Below are 17,736 nucleotides of genomic sequence, written 5' to 3'. Positions count from 1 at the left end.
AACCTGAGAGCACGGCGGGGATTCAGGCTCCCCGCGTCATCGTTGAACTCCTTCGCTGGCAAGCCAGCTCCTACACTGGATCGGCTGCGGCCTGTTTCAGACCCAGGCCACCGCCAGCAATCCCGCCCCCAGCACCACACACAACGGCGAGTAGACCCAGGTATCCAGCCGCGCAAACCGCGAACCCTTGACCTCCTTGAAAAACCCCACCAGCTCCGAATCGCCAATGGCCCGGGCGAACAGCAACAGCGCAATGGCGCTGATCAGCCACTGCAACCCTCGATGATCGACCTGCGGCAGCCACCAGCCGACCCGCAGGCACACCAGCAGGGCAATGACCAGCAATGCAGCCGCCACCAGCATCGTCATCCAGCCACGGGGTTTGAAGGCCGGCTGCAACCGCGTACCGCCCTCCACGGGCACCTGCGGCACCGCCGCCACAGCGGCCCATTCACCGCCAAACGCCCAATACACGTGTACCAGAGCGATCGCCGCAATTACCGTCGCCAGCCATTGAGCCAACACGAAGGTCATGGTCTGCAATCCTTGAAAGGGATTTGAACAGACTCATCCTAGTCGGCTTTTTTGGCCGTGCACGCACTCACACCCACGACCCGACCAACGAGGCAGCCAGCGCTTAAAGAGCGGCAGACACCTTGTCCGCGACCTCGTTTGGCAACCACGCTTTCCAGACCTCCGGATGCGCCTTCATGAATGCTTCGGCGGCCTGTCGCGGTGGCGTGTGCTTTTCACTCATCTCGGCCAGCGCGCGGTTCAAGGGGTCGATGGGAAAGTCGACCTTGGCGAAGAACTCGGCAATTTCCGGGTGCTGCTTCTGGAACGGCGTGGACACGCCGATGGACAGCTTCGAGGGCAGCGAGCGGGTCGGTTGCGGATTCGGGTTGTCGGCGTCGGTCAGGGTTTTCCAGGCCTGCGCATCGAAGGGCGGCTCTTCCAGCTGGATCAGCTTGAAGCGCCCGAGCAGCGGCGTCGGCGACCAGTAATAGAACAGCACCGGTTTGCCCCGGCGAATCGACGAGCTGATCTCCGCATCCAGCGCCGCCCCCGAACCGCTGCGAAAGTTCACATAGCTGTCCTCGAGCCCATAGGCCTTGAGCTTCTGCTTGTTGACCACTTCCGAGGTCCAGCCGATGGGGCTGTTGAGGAAGCGGCCCTTGCTCGGGGCTTCAGGGTCCTTGAACACGTCCTTGTACTTGGGCAGGTCGGTGACACTGCGCAAGTCCGGCGCCATCGCCTTGATGCCCTTGGCCGGGTCGCCCTTGATCACGTACTCGGGCACCCACCAGCCTTCGGTGGCACCCTTGACCGTATCGCCCAGGCTCGCGACCTTGCCTTCGGCCTCCGCCTTGACCCAGACGGGGCTGCGCCCGGCCCACTCTTCGCCGATGACCTGGATGTCATTGTTGGCCAGCGCGGTTTCCAGGGTAATGGTGGTGCCCGGCAAAGTGTCGGTCGGCAGCCCATAGCCCTTCTCGACGATGATCCGCAGGATATCGGTGATCAGGCTGCCGCTTTCCCAGTTAAGGTCGGCAAAGTGGATCGGTGCGCTGGCAGCCAGCACCGGAACGGGTGACGCCAACAATCCGAACGTGGCCACGACAGCGGCCAGCAACCGGCGAATACCTTTCATGCTTGTGCACCTCGTGCTGTTCACAGCAATGGCAGGATGGCCTGGCAGAAGACCGCAAAGCCTCTGAATACTCAGTCCACTGACTGTAGTAGAGGTTCCTGCTTTCGAGGGAAGTGGATCAGTTTTCGGAGTTTTCCTGCAGAAGGGCAAGCTCTCTTCGGACCATGCTGGCGTACGCCGCGGGTTGCAACGCGTAGATCTGCGAGGCCACCCAGTTCAGCCAGGCACCCTGCAGGACCGCCTTGTGCTCAAACAGGCGCAGGGCCTCGGCTTGCGCGCTGGCCTGGTGCTGCTGATGGAAATCGGCGCGGGGCAGACTCACTACTCACTGGCCTTGAACGTCACCAGCTCACCCTTGCGCCATTTGGCGGCCTTGCCGGTCACGGCTTTCAGGGTCTTGGTCAGGCCTTCCTGCAGTTGCTGGTGGGCGGCGAACACCGTCACCACGCTGTGGCCTTCCTTGAACAGGATGGCATGGCCATCGGCGGTGGTGACGAAGGCGTAGTCGCCCAGGCCGTAGACCGTCAGTTTGATGTCGCGAAACTTGATTTCCAGCTTGCCGCCTTCGCGGCTGGGCAACACCGACGCGCTGAAATGATCGCCGACCTTGAGCTTGAGCCCCGGTTTATCGTCCACCACCAGCGCGGCTTCGGTGTCGATTTCGGCAATGTAGATGCCTTCGGCGCTCTGTTCGGTAAGGTAAACAAAACGTGACTGAAACTGTTTAACCAGCTTTGCGCGCAAATCACCCAGCACGAACAAGGCATGCATATCGAGATTACTTACTGCCAAGGAAACATCCCCACATCTGAAAATGATGCCGCACGCGAAAAAAGCGCACAGCCAAAAAAGCGGCAATGCCGAGGTGAAGCCAGTTAACCCGGGTTGAGATCCTGGGATGAGCAGAGTGTTCATCCCTCTCGAGGCTTGAGCAGATTACTGGATGCCGCTCACATCGTCTCGCCCCGCGTTCGACAAAGGCTGAAGGAAAAAGCCCTTGGAACGGACAGAAAAATACGGACTATCAACTTTAGGGAAAAAACTCTTATAAAAAAGCACTTTTCTGACATATCGCCAGGCGAAAATTGCTTTAGATAACCCTGTCCACCCAACAATAACGCTGATTCTAGAGCAGCGATGCTCATCGAGACTACCCATAACGACGTACATTACGTCGGCAAACCACGAAAAGGACTTCATATGTGCACACTGACACACTTTGCCCATCCCCAGGCATCTTACTCCAACCCCCCATCCTCCCCGCACCCTGCGGTGTTTCTTGCTGCGCAAGTCGAGACTTCGCTGCCACGATTCCAGGTGGTCCTGGCGGGCATCGCGTTCTTCCATATCAAGGAAACTTCCACGGGGCACGTAAGAGGTTTCCGCGGCGATCATAACCAGGCCTGTGCCCTCGCCCGCGCTCTTGAGTCAGGTAGGTGACACATTCGTTCCGTTTTCAATTGAAGGTTTCGTCAGGCCGGCGACTTTACTCAGCCGCCGGCCTGCAACTGCTGCCATACTGCCTGACCAATCAAACGCGCCTGCCTGTGGCGGGCGCGTTAAACAACAATATTTTTCATGGGAAGGCAGCAACGTGACGGAATTTGATATCGGCGAGTTTTTCATCAGGGGCGAAGCCAGGGAAATCGACGGTGAATTCCAGGCTGTGATCGTGATGCGCGCCAAACCGCCGCTGAAAACCGTGACCTATCATCAGGTCGAGAAGGATCGCTGGTTCAAGTCCTCCGACATCGCCGCCCTCGCCGCCCAGCAATCGGCCTTGGAACTCAAGGCCGCCGTCGATGCGGGCGCCTTGAAAAGCTGAGAGGCGGATTTGCGGTCTATCCTCATTGCTGCGTTGAATATCGTTTTCGAACTTACTGAAGCCCACCTCCCTCAGATGTACCAGAGACGTCCTTCCTATCTCTCATTCGATACGCCCTGACCAGCAAGGAGATCAAGATGGAATCACCGACCCACGACTTGAAAGGCTTGTTCGACCAGCTCGGCCTGGATTCCAGCGAGCGAGCCATTGACGATTTCATCGCCAGCCATTCCCCCCTGCCCGACGACAAGAAACTCATCGATGCCGAGTTCTGGACCCCGCAACAGGCAGGCTTCCTCAAAGAACAACTGCGTGAGGACGCCGACTGGGCGCGGGTGGTCGACGACCTGAACCTGCGCATGCATCAGGTTCACTAGCCTCAGGCACAGTGCAGGCTGCCGGTCGTTGCGGCGCGCAATTGCGCCAACCAGGCAGCCTTGCACGCTTCGGCTTCATTGCGACTGGAATAGGCGGTGCCGCGGCGTTCGCCATTGACCAGTACCACCCAGCAGACGCTTTGCCCCAAAGCCCGCAGACTGGCGGGTACTCCGCTGCCGATCATGACCGCGACATCAACTTTACTGTGCATGTTGCGCCTCGAATTCCGTTAGCTACCTAACTAATAGAGGTATGGTAACGATTCCACAGGCACGCAAACAATAACGACTTCGTACATCTCAGTTACCAAAATTGTAACAATAGCCAGGGGCTCCCCTGTAGGAGCGAGCTTGCTCGCGATGGTCGTCAACCATAGCGTGTGTTTACCGGCTAAACGCCGCGTTCTTGAGTCCATCGCGAGCAAGCTCGCTCCTACAGAGGGTGTTGCGGCTTGTAGCCCAGGCGCAATCCGCCCCAATGGCGACCCTTGAGCATGATCGGCACCGACAGGTCATGCATCAGTTCGCCGGTGTCGCGGGTGTAGGTCTGCAGCAGCACCGCCTGCTGATGACTGCCACAGCGGATCCCCGTGCGGTCGGCGAATTTGCGTTTGCTGCGGTTATGCAAGGTATCGCGCTCTACGTCGCCGGACAGTGGCTGGCTGAACGCCTGGTTGTGCGTCGGCACATAGCCTTGCTGGGTGCAGGCAATGGCGAACACCAGGCCTTCGTGGCGTGCCAGCAACGGCTCCTGGATCCCTGGCAAGACTTGATCGGTATAACGATCGAAACGCGTCCGGTACTTGGTCGGGTGGGTATCGGGGATCGCCTGGTAATGGCGGTCGAACAGGTCTTCGAGGCTGATCTGCCCCACATCGATGTCTGCCTCCAAACGCGCAGCGATCTGGCTCGCGCCTTCCCGGGCCAGGTCGTATATCCGCTGGTGGTAGTCATCCAGGCCGACTTCGGCGAGGCGCTCGCTGATGGTCTCGGCCTGGCCTTCCATCTGCACCGCTGCGAGGGCCAGGCGCTGGGTCTGTTGGTCGCTGATGGCCAGGTCGCTGCGCATCTGCTCGATGGCGTGAAACAGGCTATCGAGTTGTTCGCGGTTGGTTTCAGCACCGCTGGCGATTGCGCCGACCTGGCTTTCGACACTGGCGGCCAGGCGCGCGATGTTTTCCAGGTGCTGACCCGTCTGTTCGACCTGCTCGACACCGGTGTCGAGGTCGGCGGATAACTGGCGGATCTGCTCGACCACTTGCGCGGTGCGTTGCTGGATGTCGGCGACCATTTCGCCGACTTCGCCGGTGGCCGTGGCAGTGCGCGCGGCAAGCCCGCGGACCTCGTCGGCCACCACCGCGAAGCCACGACCGTGTTCTGCGGCCCGCGCCGCTTCGATAGCCGCGTTCAAGGCCAGCAAGTTGGTCTGGCTGGCGATGGACTGGATGACCAGCGTGACCCGCTGAATCTCATCGCTGCGCAGGCTCAGGGCCTCGATCAGTTCACGGCTATTACTCGCCCGCTGGCTGAGCTGGTGCATGCGGGCGATGGATTCGATCAACTCGGCGCGCCCTGCCACACCGCTCTGATGCGCTTCGCTGGCGGCCCTGAGCGCCTGGCGACTGAGGGTCGAGGTGGCCTGCTCGGTGGCAATCATGACTTCGGCATTGCCAACGATTTGCGCCGCCGCCCCCAATTGCGATTGCAACTTGTCGGCCAGTTGCTTGACCGAAAAAGCCACGCCGGCAGCTGACAGAGCGTTATGGCTGGTGGTGTAGGAAAGTTCGCGGGTCAGCGCCGAGAGCGCGTTGGAGGTATCGGCAGGCACTGCTTCGGGCATTGCGCGAGAGCGCAAGCGCGGCAGCCAGATGGTCATCACCGCCAAAGGCAGGCCCAGGTAGAGCGACCAGCCGCCCAGGGTCATGCCGCACAGCAACAGCACCAGGGCGATGCTTTGCAGGGTCGGCGTCAGCCAGCGGTTTTTCGGCAAAAGCACGGCTGCGGGCACTGCCGCAACCAGAGATCCGTCTCTCGTCATCTTTGTCACCCCGCCAATATTCTATTTGTTGTCTTCGCATTAAACGCCGGCACAAGGCCATTATCCATGAGCCTTTAGTCGGGGACGTTGCAGCAGATCAATAGAAGTCAGGGGGATTTGTAGACGTCGAAAAGCAAAGATCGCAGCCTGCGGCAGCTCCTACAGGGCTGCCGAAGGCTGCGATCTTTTTACAGAATCAGGCCTGACGCTGGTGCTTGTCGATCTGCTCGTGACGTTCTTGAGCTTCGATGCAGTACTTGGTGGTCGGGCTGATCAGCAGGCGCTTGAGGCCGATCGGCTCGCCGCTGTCATCGCACCAGCCGAAGCTGTCTTCCTTGATGCGTTCCAGTGCTTGTTCCAACTGGGGCAGCATGCGCTGATCACGATCGATCGCGTTCACCAGCCAGGTGCGCTCTTCTTCGACGGAAGCGGCGTCAGCCGGGTCGGCCGGGGTGTCCAGGCTTTCGATGGCGATGCGGTTCTGCTCGATGCGCTCGTGGGTTTCGACTTTCATGTTCTGCAACAGCTCGGAGAAAAAAGCATGTTGCTCGGCATTCATGTAGTCATCCGCCGGCATGGCCAGCAACTTGTCCTTTGTCATTGATATCTCTATAAAAAAACGTGCATTAAGGCGAATTAGGGAGCGTTGCGGCGGACCATCGAAGGTCATCGCAAAGGCGCCGTTTATACCAAGCGCCACCCGGCACTCAATTTACGAGGGGCGGCAGTCTAAGGCCGACTTGAGGCCTCAGCAACTGAAAAGACAGCGAATTTGTCCGACAAAGCCTCGAAAATGCTCTAAGCCAGGCATCCAGGCGGATATCGGAGTGCGTTTATAGCAAGAAATTCAATCCAGCACAGGGATATGCAAGACAAACCGCTGAGCTGCATGCGGCCCTGGTGCAGGTCGATCGGGCTCAGCTAAGGTTGTTGCTCGACAAATGGTTATCCCAAGGAGCGGTTATATGAAGCTGATCGGCATGCTGGATTCACCTTACGTGCGACGCGTCGCCATTTCGGCCAAGCGCCTGGACATCGCCCTGGAGCAGCAATCGGTGTCGGTATTCAGGACCTTCGAGCAGTTCCAGCAAATCAACCCGGTGGTCAAGGCACCTACCCTGCTGCTCGACGATGGCGAGGTGTTGATGGATTCGACGCTGATCATCGATTACCTGGAAGCGCTGGCCGCACCTGGCCGCAGCCTGATGCCCAAGGGTATCGAGCAACGCCTGCGTTCATTGCGCCTGATTGGCCTGGCACTGGCGGCCAGTGAAAAATCGGTGCAGCTTTATTATGAGCGCAACCTGCGCCCGGCAGAGATCCAGTTCCAACCCTGGGTCGAACGCGTCGAGGGACAACTGGCGGCCGCCTGGTCGGCGCTGGAAAGGGAGCTGGAAAAGCAACCGCTGCCCAGTGACGGCTCGATTGGTCAGGATGGCATCACGCTCGCCGTGGCCTGGAGTTTTACCAATCTGGTGGTGCCAGATCAGGTTGATGCCGCGCAGTTTCCGCTGATTGCTGCGTTTACCGCTTATGCCGAGGGGCTTGAGGCGTTTGTTGCTTCTCCTATTGATGGATGAATTTATAGCGCCTGATAAGGCCTCTTCGCGAGCAAGCCCGCGGTCCACTGTGCGGGCTTGCTCGCGAAGAGGCAATTACAGCCAACATCAATGTAACTGTCGAAAATAAAAACGCCGCTCCTGCGCAAGGCAGGAGCGGCAGAGGCACAAGCCCCAGTAGATCAGTGCATGAACAGAGCGATCAGGATGATGATCGGGATAGGTACACCGAGAAAGAACAACAGTAATGAACGCATGATGATTCTCCTGGGTTAACGAATCGGAGCGGTGGTGACGTAGGTGTCGGTTTCCACATACACCACGGCATCCCGGCGACGACCGCCGAAGGTGGCGGCCAGGCTGGCGAAGAACGCACCGGCCAGCAGCGCGACGAACATCCACAAGGTGGTCCAGGCAGCGACTTTGGCGGCGGTGTCAGCGGCCTGTTGGGCTGCCAGCTTGGCGTCGGCCACGGCTTTTTGCGTGCGGGCATAGACCTCGTCCACACGACGCTCTGCATCCGCTTGCGTCAGGTTGGTCCGCTGCGCCACCAGTTGAGCCAGGTAGGTGCGGTCTTCAGGGGCCAACTGACCATCGCTCAGGGAGCGCACAAAAATGCGCGTCACAGTGCCTCGGGCGGCGTCATCGCTGACGGCGGCCGGACGGTCATCGCGAAACAGGCTGTCGATGTAGTAGCCATACTGATCACTGTCTGTGTTGGCTGCCGCAGTTCCCGCTGCTTGAGTGACAGCATTGGCCGCACCACCGGCAACCTGCGCCCCGGCCTGTACCCCGCCGCTGATGACACTGCTGACCGAGCCGGCCACCAACGTCGCTGTTACCAACGTCGCCACGCACCAGGCGAGAAAACCGTGGGCAGTGTCGCGAAAGTAGACTTCATCGCCATGCATGTAAGCCCACTTCACCCGCAGCCGGCCGGCGATGTAGCCACCGGCCCCGGACGCGATTATTTGCGTGACGGCCAGCCAGACAATCGTCGAAATACCCAGGCCCTTGGCGCTCATACCTTCATTGGCCCACGGCGAAACCGCCGAGAACCCCAGGCCGAAACCGAGCAGCACCAGGATCAGCGACAACGCCGCCGCAGCCGCGGCCCCGGCGAAGATCGCACCCCAGGACACGCCGGACACCGTGCTCGACTCATCCGTGGCGGGATAGAAACCCTCAGAGGATCTATTCATTGTTGTATCGCTCCAGGCAGAAAGATGGTGTTACAAGTCTCGAAAGAGCAATTGCAGTCACCGTGCCAGTCGCGCACTTTTAATAAATCCTGTTTTTTCAGTGTGTTAGAAAGTTTGAACTTCCACGATCCATGCAATATGCAAGGAATCGGTATGCTCGACGGGTTTTATGCATTGATTGCGAAGATCAAACGATCGCAGCTGTCGGCGGCTCCTACGGGGGGATATGTTTCAAATGAACTTTTATTTAGGAAGCCTGCGAGCAATTCTTGGCAAAATGCTCTCCACTCTGTTTTGAACCGAATATCAGGCCAACTCCATGACCCGCATCTTGACCATCGAAGACGACGCCGTGACCGCCCGGGAAATTGTCGCCGAACTGAGCAGCCACGGCCTTGACGTCGATTGGGTCGACAACGGTCGAGAGGGCCTGGAGCGTGCGGTCAGCGGCAACTACGACCTGATCACCCTCGACCGCATGCTGCCCGAGCTCGACGGCCTGGCGATCGTCACCACGCTACGGACCATGGGCGTGGCCACGCCGATCCTGATGATCAGCGCCCTCTCCGACGTCGACGAGCGCGTGCGCGGCTTGCGTGCCGGCGGCGACGATTACCTGACCAAGCCCTTCGCCACCGATGAAATGGCCGCCCGGGTCGAAGTCCTGCTGCGCCGGCAGAACACCGTGACCGCGCAAGCCACCACGTTGCGCGTGGCAGACCTGGAACTGAACCTGATCAGCCACGAAGCCAGCCGCGACGGCCAGCTGCTGACGCTGTTGCCCACCGAGTACAAGCTGCTGGAATTCCTGATGCGCAACACCGGGCAAATTCTCTCGCGGATGATGATCTTCGAAGAGGTCTGGGGTTATCACTTCGACCCCGGTACCAACCTGATCGACGTGCACATCGGCCGCCTGCGCAAGAAGATCGACCCTCCTGGCAATGTTCCACTGATTCGAACCGTGCGAGGCTCGGGTTATGTCATTGCCGAACCCGTCTAAAGGCTGGCGTTCCTCCAGCAGTCGCCTGCTGGCGCTGTACAGCGCGTTGTTCGTGTTGTGGAGCGGGATCCTCATGGGGGTCATGTACTACGAGGTCTCCGCTTACCTGGACAACCTGGCCAAGCATTCGCTGATGCAGCGCCAGCACCTGTTCTCGCGTTTCCAGGGCGAACAACTGGTGGACGCCCTCGCCGTCAGCATGACCTTCGACATCCGCGGCCTCGACGCCTATGGCCTGTTCGACAGCCAGCATCGCTACCTCAGCGGTGCGCTGAACCATATCCCCCGAGGCTTGCCGCTCGATGGCAAGATCCACATGCTCAGCGACTGCGCCGACTCCGACGACCCGACGCTGCCCAACGACAGCTGCGACGCCGTGGCGACCCAGACCCGCGATGGCCTCTGGCTGATACTGGTGCGTGACAACGGCTCGCTGTTTGCCGTGACGCGGATCATCTTGCACGCGCTGTTCTGGGGAGTGACCCTGACCATCCTGCCGGGCATCGTCGGCTGGCACCTGTTGCGCCGCCGCCCGCTGCGGCGGATTCGCGCGATCCAGGGCAGCGCCGAAGCGATCGTCAACGGTGACCTGACCCGACGCTTGCCGCTGTCCAATCGCCGCGACGAACTGGACATGCTCGCCGCCATCGTCAATGCCATGCTCGAACGCATCGAGCGCCTGATGCACGAGGTCAAGGGCGTGTGCGACAACATTGCCCACGACCTGCGTACCCCCCTGACCCGCCTGCGCGCGCAGCTCTACCGCATGCAACAACAGGCTGGCGAAGGCTCGGCGCAAGCGGCCCAACTGGACCTGGTGCTGGGCGAGGCGGATACACTGATGGCGCGCTTTCGTGGCTTGTTGCGAATTTCCGAACTGGAGGATCGCCAACGCCGTTCCGGCTTCGTGCAGCTCGACCCGATGCCGTTGCTGCAGGAACTGCATGACTTCTACCTGCCCCTGGCGGAAGACGACGGCCTGAAGTTCGAACTGCAACTGCCGCAGTGGTTGCCGCCGCTCAATGGCGACCGCGCCTTGCTGTTCGAGGCCGTGGCCAACCTGTTGAGCAACTCGATCAAGTTCACCCCGCCCGGTGGCCAGGTGATTTTGCGAGGGCTCAATGAAAGCGGGCATACCCGCATCGAAGTGCTCGACTCCGGTCCCGGCATTCCAGAGGAAGAACGGGTGGCGGTGTTCCAGCGCTTCTATCGCGCCGAGGCGGGCAACCAGAAAAGCGGTTTTGGCCTGGGCTTGTCGATCGTCGCGGCGATTGTCAGCCTGCACGGGTTTACGCTGGAAGTGGGTAACAGCGAGCTGGGTGGGGCGCGGTTGGTGCTCGATTGTCGGCAGAGTTTGATTGCACAGACCTGAACCCAACGCGTCCCTTTGTAGGAGCTGGCTTGCCAGCGAAGACAGACTGTCTGGCACCACGATGCTGAATGTGCCGCCGCCTTCGCCGGCAAGCCAGCTCCTACAAGTGTGCGGGGTCAGGCGGGGTAGTTGGCCCGCAGGGCCTCGAGGCCGCCCTGGTAGATCCCGGTGAATAACGCCACCACTTCCTCATTGCTCACACCCACCGGCTCAAACCGCCCGGACCAGGTCACCCGCGCCCCGTCGCCCTGAGATTCGACCTTGATCGTCGCCAGGTACTGCGTCGCCGGAAACGGCGCCTGCTCAATCGAATAACTGTAGGTCTTGCCCTCGTTGTCGAACGCTTGCAGACGCTCGATCACCACCGCCCCGTCCGCCGTTTGCAGGCTGCGCACCCGCCCGCCTTCGCTGAGTTCACTTTGGGGAATGAACGGCAGCCAGTCCGGCAGCGAGTTGAAGCCGCCGATCAATTGCCAGACCTGATCGGCCGAGGCCGGGATATCGATGGTTGCTGATGCAGTTGCCATGTAAAGCTCTCTCTCAATGAATAAGGTTCAGATGGCCATGCTGTCGACGACACCGCCGTCGACTCGCAAAGCCGCGCCCGTGGTGGCCGAGGATAACGGCGAAGCGATATACGCCACCAGGTTTGCCACTTCCTCGACATTCGCCACGCGCTGGATGATCGAAGTCGGCCGCGCCTTGCGTACAAAGTCGTCGGCTTCTTCCTGGACGCTACGACCGGACGCGGCAATGGCATCCTTGAGCATCAGCTCCACGCCGTCGGTCAAGGTCGGGCCCGGGAGTATCGCATTGACCGTCACCCCAGTGCCCGCCAGCCGCTTGGCCAGGCCGTGGGACACCGCCAGGTTGGCGCTTTTGGTCACGCCATAGTTGAGCATGTCCGCGGGGATCGCGATGCCGGATTCCGAAGACAGGAAAATCACCCGCCCCCAGCCCTGCTTGACCATGTCCGGCACGTAATGCCGGGACAGGCGCACACCGGAGATCACGTTGACCTCATAGAAGCGCGTCCACTCGCTGTCGGGTGTGTCGAAGAAATCCACCGCGTTGTAGATCCCCAGGTTGTTCACCAGGATGTCTGCCCGTGGTTCGGCGGCGAACAGTTGTTCCGCGCCTTCAGCCGTACCAAGGTCGGCCGTCAGCCCGCGCAGTTGCGCAGCAGGCACCTGCTGGCGAATGCTCGCCAGCGCCTGCTCGACCTTGGCCGGCTCGCGGCCGATCACCACCACCGTGGCGCCAGACTCGGCCAGTGCCTGGCTGATGCCCAGGCCAATGCCCGCGGTACTGCCGCTGACAATCGCCAGTTTTCCACTCAGATCGATTTTCATGCTCAAGCTCCAATGATCGGCAAGGGTGCGCGCTCGGACACCAGCTTCGCTTCACGCAACGCTTGCCAGAAAGCGGCGGGAATCACCGCCGACAAGGCGGCCACGTCTTCGGCAATCCGCTCTGGGCGACTGGCGCCTGGAATCACCGCTGCCACGGCCGGGTTGGCCAAGGAGAACTGCAACGCCGCCGCCTTGATGTCGACACCATGAGCCGTCGCGATGCGCTTGATCTGATCGACCTTGCTGACGATCGCCGGGCTGGCCTTCTGGTATTCGAAATGCGCGCCACCGGCCAGGATGCCCGAGCTGTACGGACCGCCGACCACGATCTCGACATTCTGCGCCAGGGCTGCGTCCATCAAACGCTGCAACGCGCGCTCATGGTCGAGAAGAGTGTAGCGACCCGCCAGGAGAAATCCGTCCGGCTGCGCTTCGCTCGAATCAAGGGTCAATTCGCACGGCTCGACCTTGTTCACCCCCAGGCCCCAACCCTTGATCACGCCTTCCTCGCGTAGACGGGTCAGCACCTTGAAGGCGCCGGTGCGGGCCTGGTTGAAGTACTCCAGCCATTGATCGCCGTAGAAGTCCTGGGCGATGTCATGCACCCAGACAATGTCCAGGCGATCGGTCTGCAGGCGCTTGAGGCTGTCTTCGATGGAACGCAGGGTCGCGTCGGCGCTGTAGTCATTGACGATCTTGTTCGGGCGTCCGTGTTCGAACACCCCGCTCTTCTCGCCCAGATCGCGGGCCGCGGCGTCCTCGACTTCATCGAGGATCACCCGCCCGACCTTGCTGCTGAGCACATAGTCGTCGCGGTTGTAGCGGGACAACGCCTGGCCGAGGCGAATTTCCGACAGGCCCGAACCGTAGAACGGTGCGGTATCGAAGTAACGCACGCCGGCCTCCCAGGCAGCGTGGACAGTGGCTTGCGCTTCCTCTTCAGGAATGGCGCGGAACATGTTGCCCAACGGCGCAGTGCCAAAACCCAGCGCGCCGGGCAGTTTGTCTTTCAAGCTCATGATTCAATCCTCGTCAGTTTCAGAGGTCAGTGGCTGACCGTTGAGCAAATCCTAGATTGCGACGATCGGACCGTCCAAGACATAATGCGCAGCACTTAAGTCCCCAGAGGTCTGACATGATCGACATCCGCCAATTGCGCTACTTCGTCGCCGTCGCCGAGGAAGAACACGTCGGTCGCGCCGCCGAACGCCTGCACATTTCCCAATCGCCCCTGAGCCGGCAGATCGCCCAGCTCGAAGAGCGCCTGGGCCTGACCCTGTTCGAGCGCAGCCAGCAACGCATCCGCCTGACCCGCGACGGCCAGACCTTCCTCGCCGAAACCCGCGCCCTGCTGACCCACGCCAATCGCCTGGAATCCCTGGGTAAACGCCTGGGCCGTGGCGAAGAAGGCGGCCTGTGCATCGGCTACATCGAAAACGCCATGCACGCCGGCGTCCTGCCCAATGCCTTGCGCGTGCTGCGGGTAAGCCGGCCGAACGTGCACGTCGCGCTGTACAACCAGAGTTCCGCCGAACAACTCGAAGGCCTGCGTCAGCGTAGTCTGGATATCGCCCTGGTCAGCGAACCGCCGACAGACGATGACCCCGACCTGCTGGGTTTCCAGGTGCTGGACGATCCGATGCTGCTGGCCCTGCCCGAGCACCATCCACTGGCACAGAAGACCCTGTTGACCCCTGAAGATCTCGCCGCTCAGGAATGGATCGGCGTGCAACACCACCAGAATGTCAGCAGCCGCGAAAACTTCGTCAGCGCGTGCATCCGCGCCGGTTTCACTCCGGACATCCACATGGAAGCCACCGGCCCCTTCACCGCCATGGCCCTGGTGGCCTCGGGACTGGGCATCGCCATGATCCAGAAAGGCTTGAGCCGCAACGCACCACCGGGCGTGGTGCTGCGGGAAGTGCCGTGGATCGCCCTCACAAGGCCGCTGTGGGCGGCATGGCACCGGATCAATCTGCGGCCGTTGGTGGAGACGTTCAGGAAGATGCTGACGGAGCCGGGTGCGGCTGACGGAAATCCGTCGGTTGAATGCAATCCCCGTGGGAGCGGGCTTGCCCGCGAAGAGGGAGTGTCAGACAACACTGATGTCGTTTGACACACCGCCATCGCGGGCAAGCCCGCTCCCACAGGTTGCGCGTCTCTCCTGAGGGTTTGGTGCTTTACTAAAAAGTCTTCAAACCCAACGAGCCTTCACCATGAACCGCAACGACCTGCGCCGCGTGGACATGAACCTGTTGGTGATTTTCGAAACCCTGATGTTCGAAAAAAACCTGACCCGCGCCGGAGAAAAGCTGTTCCTCGGCCAGCCCGCCGTCAGTGCGGCGCTGGCGCGATTGCGCGATCTGTTCGACGATCCGTTGCTGGTGCGCAACGGCCGTGTGCTGGAGCCAACCCCGCGGGCCCTGGTGATTCTCAGGGAACTGCAACCGGCGATGGACACCATTTCCGGGGCGGTGAGCCGGGCCAAGGATTTCGACCCGTCGATCAGCCGCGATGTGTTTCGCATCGGTCTGTCCGACGATGCCGAGTTCGGCCTGTTTCCGCCGCTGCTCAAGCAGATCCGCGAAGAAGCACAGAACGTCGTGGTGGTGGTGCGCCGGGTCAATTACCTGTTGATGTCGTCGATGCTCGGCAGCGGTGAGATTTCCGTCGGCATCAGCTACACCACGGAATTACCGGCCAATGCCAAGCGCAAGAAACTGCGGGACCTGAGCGTCAAGGTGTTGCGTGGCGATGACCGGCCCGGGCCGCTGACCCTGGATGAGTTCTGCGAGCGTCCCCACGCGCTGGTGTCGTTTTCCGGGGACTTGAGCGGCGCCATTGACAATGACCTGGCGCGTATCGGACGGTCGCGCCGGGTAGTGCTGGCAGTACCGCAGTTCTCGGGCTTGCGCGCCTTGCTGGCAGGCACCGACATGCTGGCCTCGGTGCCCGATTACGCCGCCTGCGCGTTGATCGATGGCAGCAGCCAGCTGCGCGCCGACGACCCGCCGTTCGAGATCAACCTGTCCGAACTGTCCATGGTCTGGAACGGCGTCAACGATAACGATCCGGCAGAACGTTGGTTGCGCTCGCGAATAGTGGAGCACATGTCGGCGCCACTGCCGGGGCATTGAGCGAGTTGAAGTGCGGGTCGTTCTCGCGCAGGTAGATCGGCATGTCCGTCATTGGCGGCATGGCCGGGATGTCGAAGTACATCTGGATCACCCAGCCGCGGTGATAGCTGGCGTGGTTGACCACGTGCATCAGCATCGCGCCGGCACTCATGGTGCCACTTTCACCGGAAACGAAAGTGAACCTGACGGGTTTGTCCAGCGAGGCATCGGTTTGCCGCGCGCTCCAGTTGCAGTACCAGCGATCCACGTCCTGTTGCGCCAGACGCAGCACCGCCAGTTCAGGGTGCACCAGGTCATGGGAGGTCTTGAAGCCGTGCCCTCGGCCTTCGAGGTGAGCCTGCCAGATTCGGTCCACCACGTAGATATGATTGAGCGTGCCGATGATGTTCTTGAAGACCCCGGCGCGTTCTTTTTCGACTTCCCCCGGCGGCAGTAGCGCCAGGTTCTCGAACAGGCGCTGGTTGGCCCATTGCCTGTAATCGGCAAGCATGCGGGCAGTGCGTACGTTGATCATCAGACTTCTCCGATGGCGAAGAGCACATCTGCCAAGGATAGCGCTATCCGGGGGCTACGGCGCAGCCGCTGATCATCGGTCACCCCTCCCCCTGTAGGAGCGAGCTTGCTCGCGAAAAACCTGAGGGCACCGCGGGGAGTCAGGTACCCCGCGTCATCGTTGACGACCATCGCGAGCGAGCTCGCTCCTACAGTCAGACCAGCCCTCGTTCCCGGTAATCGATCAGGCTGGAGAATATCGCCAGTAGCATGGCCATGACCACGAAGAAGATCAGCACCAGGAAATACGAGCCGGTGAACTGCACGATCAGGCCGATCAGGATCGGTACGATCACCCCGGCCATGTTCCCGCAAAAATTCATGGTGCCGGCCAGCACCCCGGTTTTCGACGTGCCGCCGAGGATCGATGGAATGCACCAGTACATGCCGCACCAGCGAATGAAAAACATCGCCACGCACAGCAGACCGATCGCCTGGCTGGCCTGGGCGGTATAGGCCGTGGCCAGCATGCACAACGCGGCGACCAGCGCCGAACCGCTGAACATGCTGCGCATGACCAGGTTGGGCGAGGCGCCGCTGGATTTCCATTTATCCCCCAGATAGCCGCCGACCAGCTCGCCGATGAAACCGCACATGAAAATCAGGAAGGTCGCACCGCCCATGCCGGAAATGTTCAGGCCGTGGGTTTGGTGCAAGTAGCTAGGCATCCAGGTCAACAGGCCATAGAACACGCTGAGAATGCAGCAGTAGCCCGCGAACATCGCCAGCACCGAACGGTCCTTGAGCAGTTCCTTGAACGCGATGCTGGTGACCGCGCCGGGCTGGCTGACCGTGGCGTTGCCTGCAGTGATGTGCGCAAGTTCAGCGGCATTGACACCGGGGTGTTCGCTGGGGTGGTTGCGAATGTATTTCCAGGCCAGCACGCCAGCGAGCATGGTGCCGACCCCGGCGATCACGAACGCGATGCGCCAGGAGTCGAACCAGCCGATCAGCCCGGCAATGATGATCGCACCGAAGGCGCTGCCCAGCGGCGCACCGCCATCGACCAGCACCGCGCCGCGTCCGCGCTCATTGGGCGTCAGCCAGGCGCCGTTGAGTTTGGCGCCAGCGGGCATGATCGGCGACTCGGCGACGCCCAGGCCCATGCGCGTGATCAACAGGGTGATCCAGTTGTGCGCCCCGGCAGCCAGGGCCTGGAACGCGCCCCAGGCGACGGTGGCGACGACGATGACGCGGCGGGTGTGGAAGCGGTCCAGCAGCATGCCGCCGGGAATCTGCATCAAGGCGTAAGACCAGAAAAACGCGCTGAGCATCAGGCCTTCGAGGGCCGGCGGGATCTGGAACTCACTGGAGATCAGCGGCAAGGCCACCGAGAGCGAGGCTCGGTCGATGTAGTTGATCGCAGTCAGCAACAGCATGATGAGGAAAATTCGCCAACGCACGTTGGTGGCGCGCATCAAAGCGGACGCGGCTGGCAACGCCAGGCTTTCGGCACTCGGATTGTTCATGTGGGGCGCTCTTATTGTTGTGGAGAAGAGCTGCCCGATGCCCGCAATCCCCTGTGGGAGCCAGCCTGCTGGCGATGGTGGCAGCACATTCAACATCTATGTGACTGACCCACCGCTATCGCCAGCAGGCTGGCTCCCACAGTTTTTTGCGTCTTGATTAACCAGCACCAGGCAAGCGCCCCCACTCTAATCACGCCCC

The 17,736-nt window shown here is 61.0% G+C and carries 21 protein-coding genes and 1 pseudogene; 8 read left to right on the top strand and 14 right to left on the bottom strand.

The genetic code is table 11. The features are described from left to right. Positions 1-96 precede the first annotated feature (96 nt). From ACYP2Q_RS25220 to ACYP2Q_RS25205, 4 genes are all read right to left on the bottom strand, one after another. On the bottom strand, positions 97-534 hold the full coding sequence (locus ACYP2Q_RS25220) for a DUF3995 domain-containing protein (RefSeq protein WP_459732964.1): 438 nt from the start codon (positions 532-534) through the stop codon (positions 97-99). A 103-nt stretch (positions 535-637) separates the two neighbouring features. Continuing rightward, positions 638-1,651, bottom strand: a complete 1,014-nt coding sequence (locus ACYP2Q_RS25215) for an ABC transporter substrate-binding protein (protein ID WP_459732963.1) — start codon at positions 1,649-1,651, stop codon at positions 638-640. Between the two features lie 118 nt (positions 1,652-1,769). Beyond that, positions 1,770-1,973, bottom strand: a complete 204-nt coding sequence (locus ACYP2Q_RS25210; protein WP_459732962.1) for a hypothetical protein — start codon at positions 1,971-1,973, stop codon at positions 1,770-1,772. Further along, the gene (locus ACYP2Q_RS25205; protein WP_459732961.1) at positions 1,973-2,443 is read right to left on the bottom strand and encodes a hypothetical protein; all 471 of its coding nucleotides are present in this window, start codon (positions 2,441-2,443) and stop codon (positions 1,973-1,975) included. Before ACYP2Q_RS25205 ends, ACYP2Q_RS25210 begins: the two co-directional genes overlap by 1 nt. A 408-nt stretch (positions 2,444-2,851) precedes the next feature. Here ACYP2Q_RS25205 and ACYP2Q_RS25200 point away from each other — a divergent pair, with 408 nt between their 5' ends. The 3 genes from ACYP2Q_RS25200 to ACYP2Q_RS25190 all read left to right on the top strand — a co-directional run bounded on the left by ACYP2Q_RS25200 (position 2,852) and on the right by ACYP2Q_RS25190 (position 3,853). After that, positions 2,852-3,091 carry a hypothetical protein gene (locus ACYP2Q_RS25200; RefSeq protein WP_459733037.1) on the top strand — a complete coding sequence of 80 codons (240 nt, stop codon included), beginning with the start codon at positions 2,852-2,854 and terminating at the stop codon, positions 3,089-3,091. A 154-nt stretch (positions 3,092-3,245) separates the two neighbouring features. Further along, positions 3,246-3,476, top strand: a complete 231-nt coding sequence (locus tag ACYP2Q_RS25195; protein ID WP_046817580.1) for a hypothetical protein — start codon at positions 3,246-3,248, stop codon at positions 3,474-3,476. A 137-nt stretch (positions 3,477-3,613) separates the two neighbouring features. Further along, a complete protein-coding gene (locus ACYP2Q_RS25190) occupies positions 3,614-3,853 on the top strand; it encodes a DUF2789 domain-containing protein (protein WP_459732960.1) in 240 nt (79 codons plus the stop codon). Positions 3,854-3,855: 2 nt separating this feature from the next. Here ACYP2Q_RS25190 and ACYP2Q_RS25185 read toward each other — a convergent pair whose 3' ends face one another. From ACYP2Q_RS25185 to ACYP2Q_RS25175, 3 genes are all read right to left on the bottom strand, one after another. Further along, a complete protein-coding gene (locus tag ACYP2Q_RS25185; RefSeq protein WP_459732959.1) occupies positions 3,856-4,065 on the bottom strand; it encodes a hypothetical protein in 210 nt (69 codons plus the stop codon). Between the two features lie 221 nt (positions 4,066-4,286). Continuing rightward, positions 4,287-5,510, bottom strand: a complete 1,224-nt coding sequence (locus ACYP2Q_RS25180; RefSeq protein WP_459733036.1) for a methyl-accepting chemotaxis protein — start codon at positions 5,508-5,510, stop codon at positions 4,287-4,289. Positions 5,511-6,087: 577 nt separating this feature from the next. Continuing rightward, positions 6,088-6,492, bottom strand: coding sequence for a TraR/DksA family transcriptional regulator (locus ACYP2Q_RS25175; protein WP_007935965.1), 405 nt, complete (start codon positions 6,490-6,492; stop codon positions 6,088-6,090). Between the two features lie 364 nt (positions 6,493-6,856). Here ACYP2Q_RS25175 and ACYP2Q_RS25170 point away from each other — a divergent pair, with 364 nt between their 5' ends. Then, positions 6,857-7,471: a glutathione S-transferase gene (locus ACYP2Q_RS25170; RefSeq protein WP_459732958.1), complete on the top strand. Its 615-nt coding sequence runs from the start codon at positions 6,857-6,859 to the stop codon at positions 7,469-7,471. 251 nt (positions 7,472-7,722) lie between these two features. Here ACYP2Q_RS25170 and ACYP2Q_RS25165 read toward each other — a convergent pair whose 3' ends face one another. Further along, entirely contained in the window at positions 7,723-8,652 is a 930-nt protein-coding gene (locus tag ACYP2Q_RS25165; RefSeq protein ID WP_459732957.1) for a hypothetical protein, read from the bottom strand. A gap of 319 nt (positions 8,653-8,971) precedes the next feature. On the opposite strand from ACYP2Q_RS25165, the gene ACYP2Q_RS25160 reads away from it, so the two are divergent. Both ACYP2Q_RS25160 and ACYP2Q_RS25155 read left to right on the top strand, forming a co-directional pair. After that, positions 8,972-9,655, top strand: coding sequence for a response regulator transcription factor (locus ACYP2Q_RS25160; protein WP_020796732.1), 684 nt, complete (start codon positions 8,972-8,974; stop codon positions 9,653-9,655). After that, entirely contained in the window at positions 9,633-11,027 is a 1,395-nt protein-coding gene (locus tag ACYP2Q_RS25155) for a sensor histidine kinase (protein ID WP_459732956.1), read from the top strand. Before ACYP2Q_RS25160 ends, ACYP2Q_RS25155 begins: the two co-directional genes overlap by 23 nt. 116 nt (positions 11,028-11,143) lie before the next feature. On the opposite strand, the gene ACYP2Q_RS25150 is transcribed toward ACYP2Q_RS25155, so the two are convergent. Genes ACYP2Q_RS25150 through ACYP2Q_RS25140 form a run of 3 tightly spaced genes read right to left on the bottom strand, consistent with a single transcriptional unit; the run spans position 11,144 to position 13,398 of the window. After that, positions 11,144-11,554: an SRPBCC family protein gene (locus ACYP2Q_RS25150; RefSeq protein WP_459732955.1), complete on the bottom strand. Its 411-nt coding sequence runs from the start codon at positions 11,552-11,554 to the stop codon at positions 11,144-11,146. 27 nt (positions 11,555-11,581) lie between these two features. Next, a complete protein-coding gene (locus tag ACYP2Q_RS25145; RefSeq protein ID WP_459732954.1) occupies positions 11,582-12,379 on the bottom strand; it encodes an SDR family NAD(P)-dependent oxidoreductase in 798 nt (265 codons plus the stop codon). A 2-nt stretch (positions 12,380-12,381) separates the two neighbouring features. Further along, a complete protein-coding gene (locus ACYP2Q_RS25140) occupies positions 12,382-13,398 on the bottom strand; it encodes an aldo/keto reductase (protein WP_459732953.1) in 1,017 nt (338 codons plus the stop codon). 116 nt (positions 13,399-13,514) lie between these two features. On the opposite strand from ACYP2Q_RS25140, the gene ACYP2Q_RS25135 reads away from it, so the two are divergent. Both ACYP2Q_RS25135 and ACYP2Q_RS25130 read left to right on the top strand, forming a co-directional pair. Then, on the top strand, positions 13,515-14,495 hold the full coding sequence (locus tag ACYP2Q_RS25135) for a LysR substrate-binding domain-containing protein (RefSeq protein ID WP_459732952.1): 981 nt from the start codon (positions 13,515-13,517) through the stop codon (positions 14,493-14,495). A 100-nt stretch (positions 14,496-14,595) separates the two neighbouring features. Continuing rightward, positions 14,596-15,516, top strand: coding sequence for a LysR substrate-binding domain-containing protein (locus ACYP2Q_RS25130; RefSeq protein ID WP_459732951.1), 921 nt, complete (start codon positions 14,596-14,598; stop codon positions 15,514-15,516). Here ACYP2Q_RS25130 and ACYP2Q_RS25125 read toward each other — a convergent pair. The 3 genes and pseudogenes from ACYP2Q_RS25125 to ACYP2Q_RS25115 form a co-directional block, all read right to left on the bottom strand. Beyond that, entirely contained in the window at positions 15,437-16,030 is a 594-nt protein-coding gene (locus ACYP2Q_RS25125; RefSeq protein WP_459732950.1) for a DinB family protein, read from the bottom strand. The two genes, ACYP2Q_RS25130 and ACYP2Q_RS25125, sit on opposite strands and share 80 nt — an antisense overlap. 92 nt (positions 16,031-16,122) lie before the next feature. Further along, positions 16,123-16,227: pseudogene (locus ACYP2Q_RS25120) on the bottom strand (outer membrane lipoprotein carrier protein LolA); the annotation flags it as partial. After that, positions 16,224-17,537: an MFS transporter gene (locus ACYP2Q_RS25115; protein ID WP_459732949.1), complete on the bottom strand. Its 1,314-nt coding sequence runs from the start codon at positions 17,535-17,537 to the stop codon at positions 16,224-16,226. The gene ACYP2Q_RS25115 and the pseudogene ACYP2Q_RS25120, both read right to left, overlap by 4 nt. Between the last annotated feature and the right edge of the window lie 199 nt (positions 17,538-17,736).

The sequence above is a fragment of the Pseudomonas sp. MHK4 genome (assembly GCF_054600775.1).
The sequence above is the reverse complement of the archived record's forward strand: the minus strand, read 5'-3'. Positions and strand labels throughout refer to the sequence as shown.

Coding starts and splice junctions, on each gene's coding strand:
- ACYP2Q_RS25220 (WP_459732964.1), bottom strand. CDS start 534: ATGACCTTCGTGTTGGCTCAATGGCTGGCGACGGTAATTGCGGCGATC.
- ACYP2Q_RS25215 (WP_459732963.1), bottom strand. CDS start 1,651: ATGAAAGGTATTCGCCGGTTGCTGGCCGCTGTCGTGGCCACGTTCGGA.
- ACYP2Q_RS25200 (WP_459733037.1), top strand. CDS start 2,852: ATGTGCACACTGACACACTTTGCCCATCCCCAGGCATCTTACTCCAAC.
- ACYP2Q_RS25190 (WP_459732960.1), top strand. CDS start 3,614: ATGGAATCACCGACCCACGACTTGAAAGGCTTGTTCGACCAGCTCGGC.
- ACYP2Q_RS25185 (WP_459732959.1), bottom strand. CDS start 4,065: ATGCACAGTAAAGTTGATGTCGCGGTCATGATCGGCAGCGGAGTACCC.
- ACYP2Q_RS25180 (WP_459733036.1), bottom strand. CDS start 5,510: ATGATTGCCACCGAGCAGGCCACCTCGACCCTCAGTCGCCAGGCGCTC.
- ACYP2Q_RS25175 (WP_007935965.1), bottom strand. CDS start 6,492: ATGACAAAGGACAAGTTGCTGGCCATGCCGGCGGATGACTACATGAAT.
- ACYP2Q_RS25170 (WP_459732958.1), top strand. CDS start 6,857: ATGAAGCTGATCGGCATGCTGGATTCACCTTACGTGCGACGCGTCGCC.
- ACYP2Q_RS25165 (WP_459732957.1), bottom strand. CDS start 8,652: ATGAATAGATCCTCTGAGGGTTTCTATCCCGCCACGGATGAGTCGAGC.
- ACYP2Q_RS25160 (WP_020796732.1), top strand. CDS start 8,972: ATGACCCGCATCTTGACCATCGAAGACGACGCCGTGACCGCCCGGGAA.
- ACYP2Q_RS25155 (WP_459732956.1), top strand. CDS start 9,633: ATGTCATTGCCGAACCCGTCTAAAGGCTGGCGTTCCTCCAGCAGTCGC.
- ACYP2Q_RS25150 (WP_459732955.1), bottom strand. CDS start 11,554: ATGGCAACTGCATCAGCAACCATCGATATCCCGGCCTCGGCCGATCAG.
- ACYP2Q_RS25145 (WP_459732954.1), bottom strand. CDS start 12,379: ATGAAAATCGATCTGAGTGGAAAACTGGCGATTGTCAGCGGCAGTACC.
- ACYP2Q_RS25140 (WP_459732953.1), bottom strand. CDS start 13,398: ATGAGCTTGAAAGACAAACTGCCCGGCGCGCTGGGTTTTGGCACTGCG.
- ACYP2Q_RS25135 (WP_459732952.1), top strand. CDS start 13,515: ATGATCGACATCCGCCAATTGCGCTACTTCGTCGCCGTCGCCGAGGAA.
- ACYP2Q_RS25130 (WP_459732951.1), top strand. CDS start 14,596: ATGAACCGCAACGACCTGCGCCGCGTGGACATGAACCTGTTGGTGATT.
- ACYP2Q_RS25125 (WP_459732950.1), bottom strand. CDS start 16,030: ATGATCAACGTACGCACTGCCCGCATGCTTGCCGATTACAGGCAATGG.
- ACYP2Q_RS25115 (WP_459732949.1), bottom strand. CDS start 17,537: ATGAACAATCCGAGTGCCGAAAGCCTGGCGTTGCCAGCCGCGTCCGCT.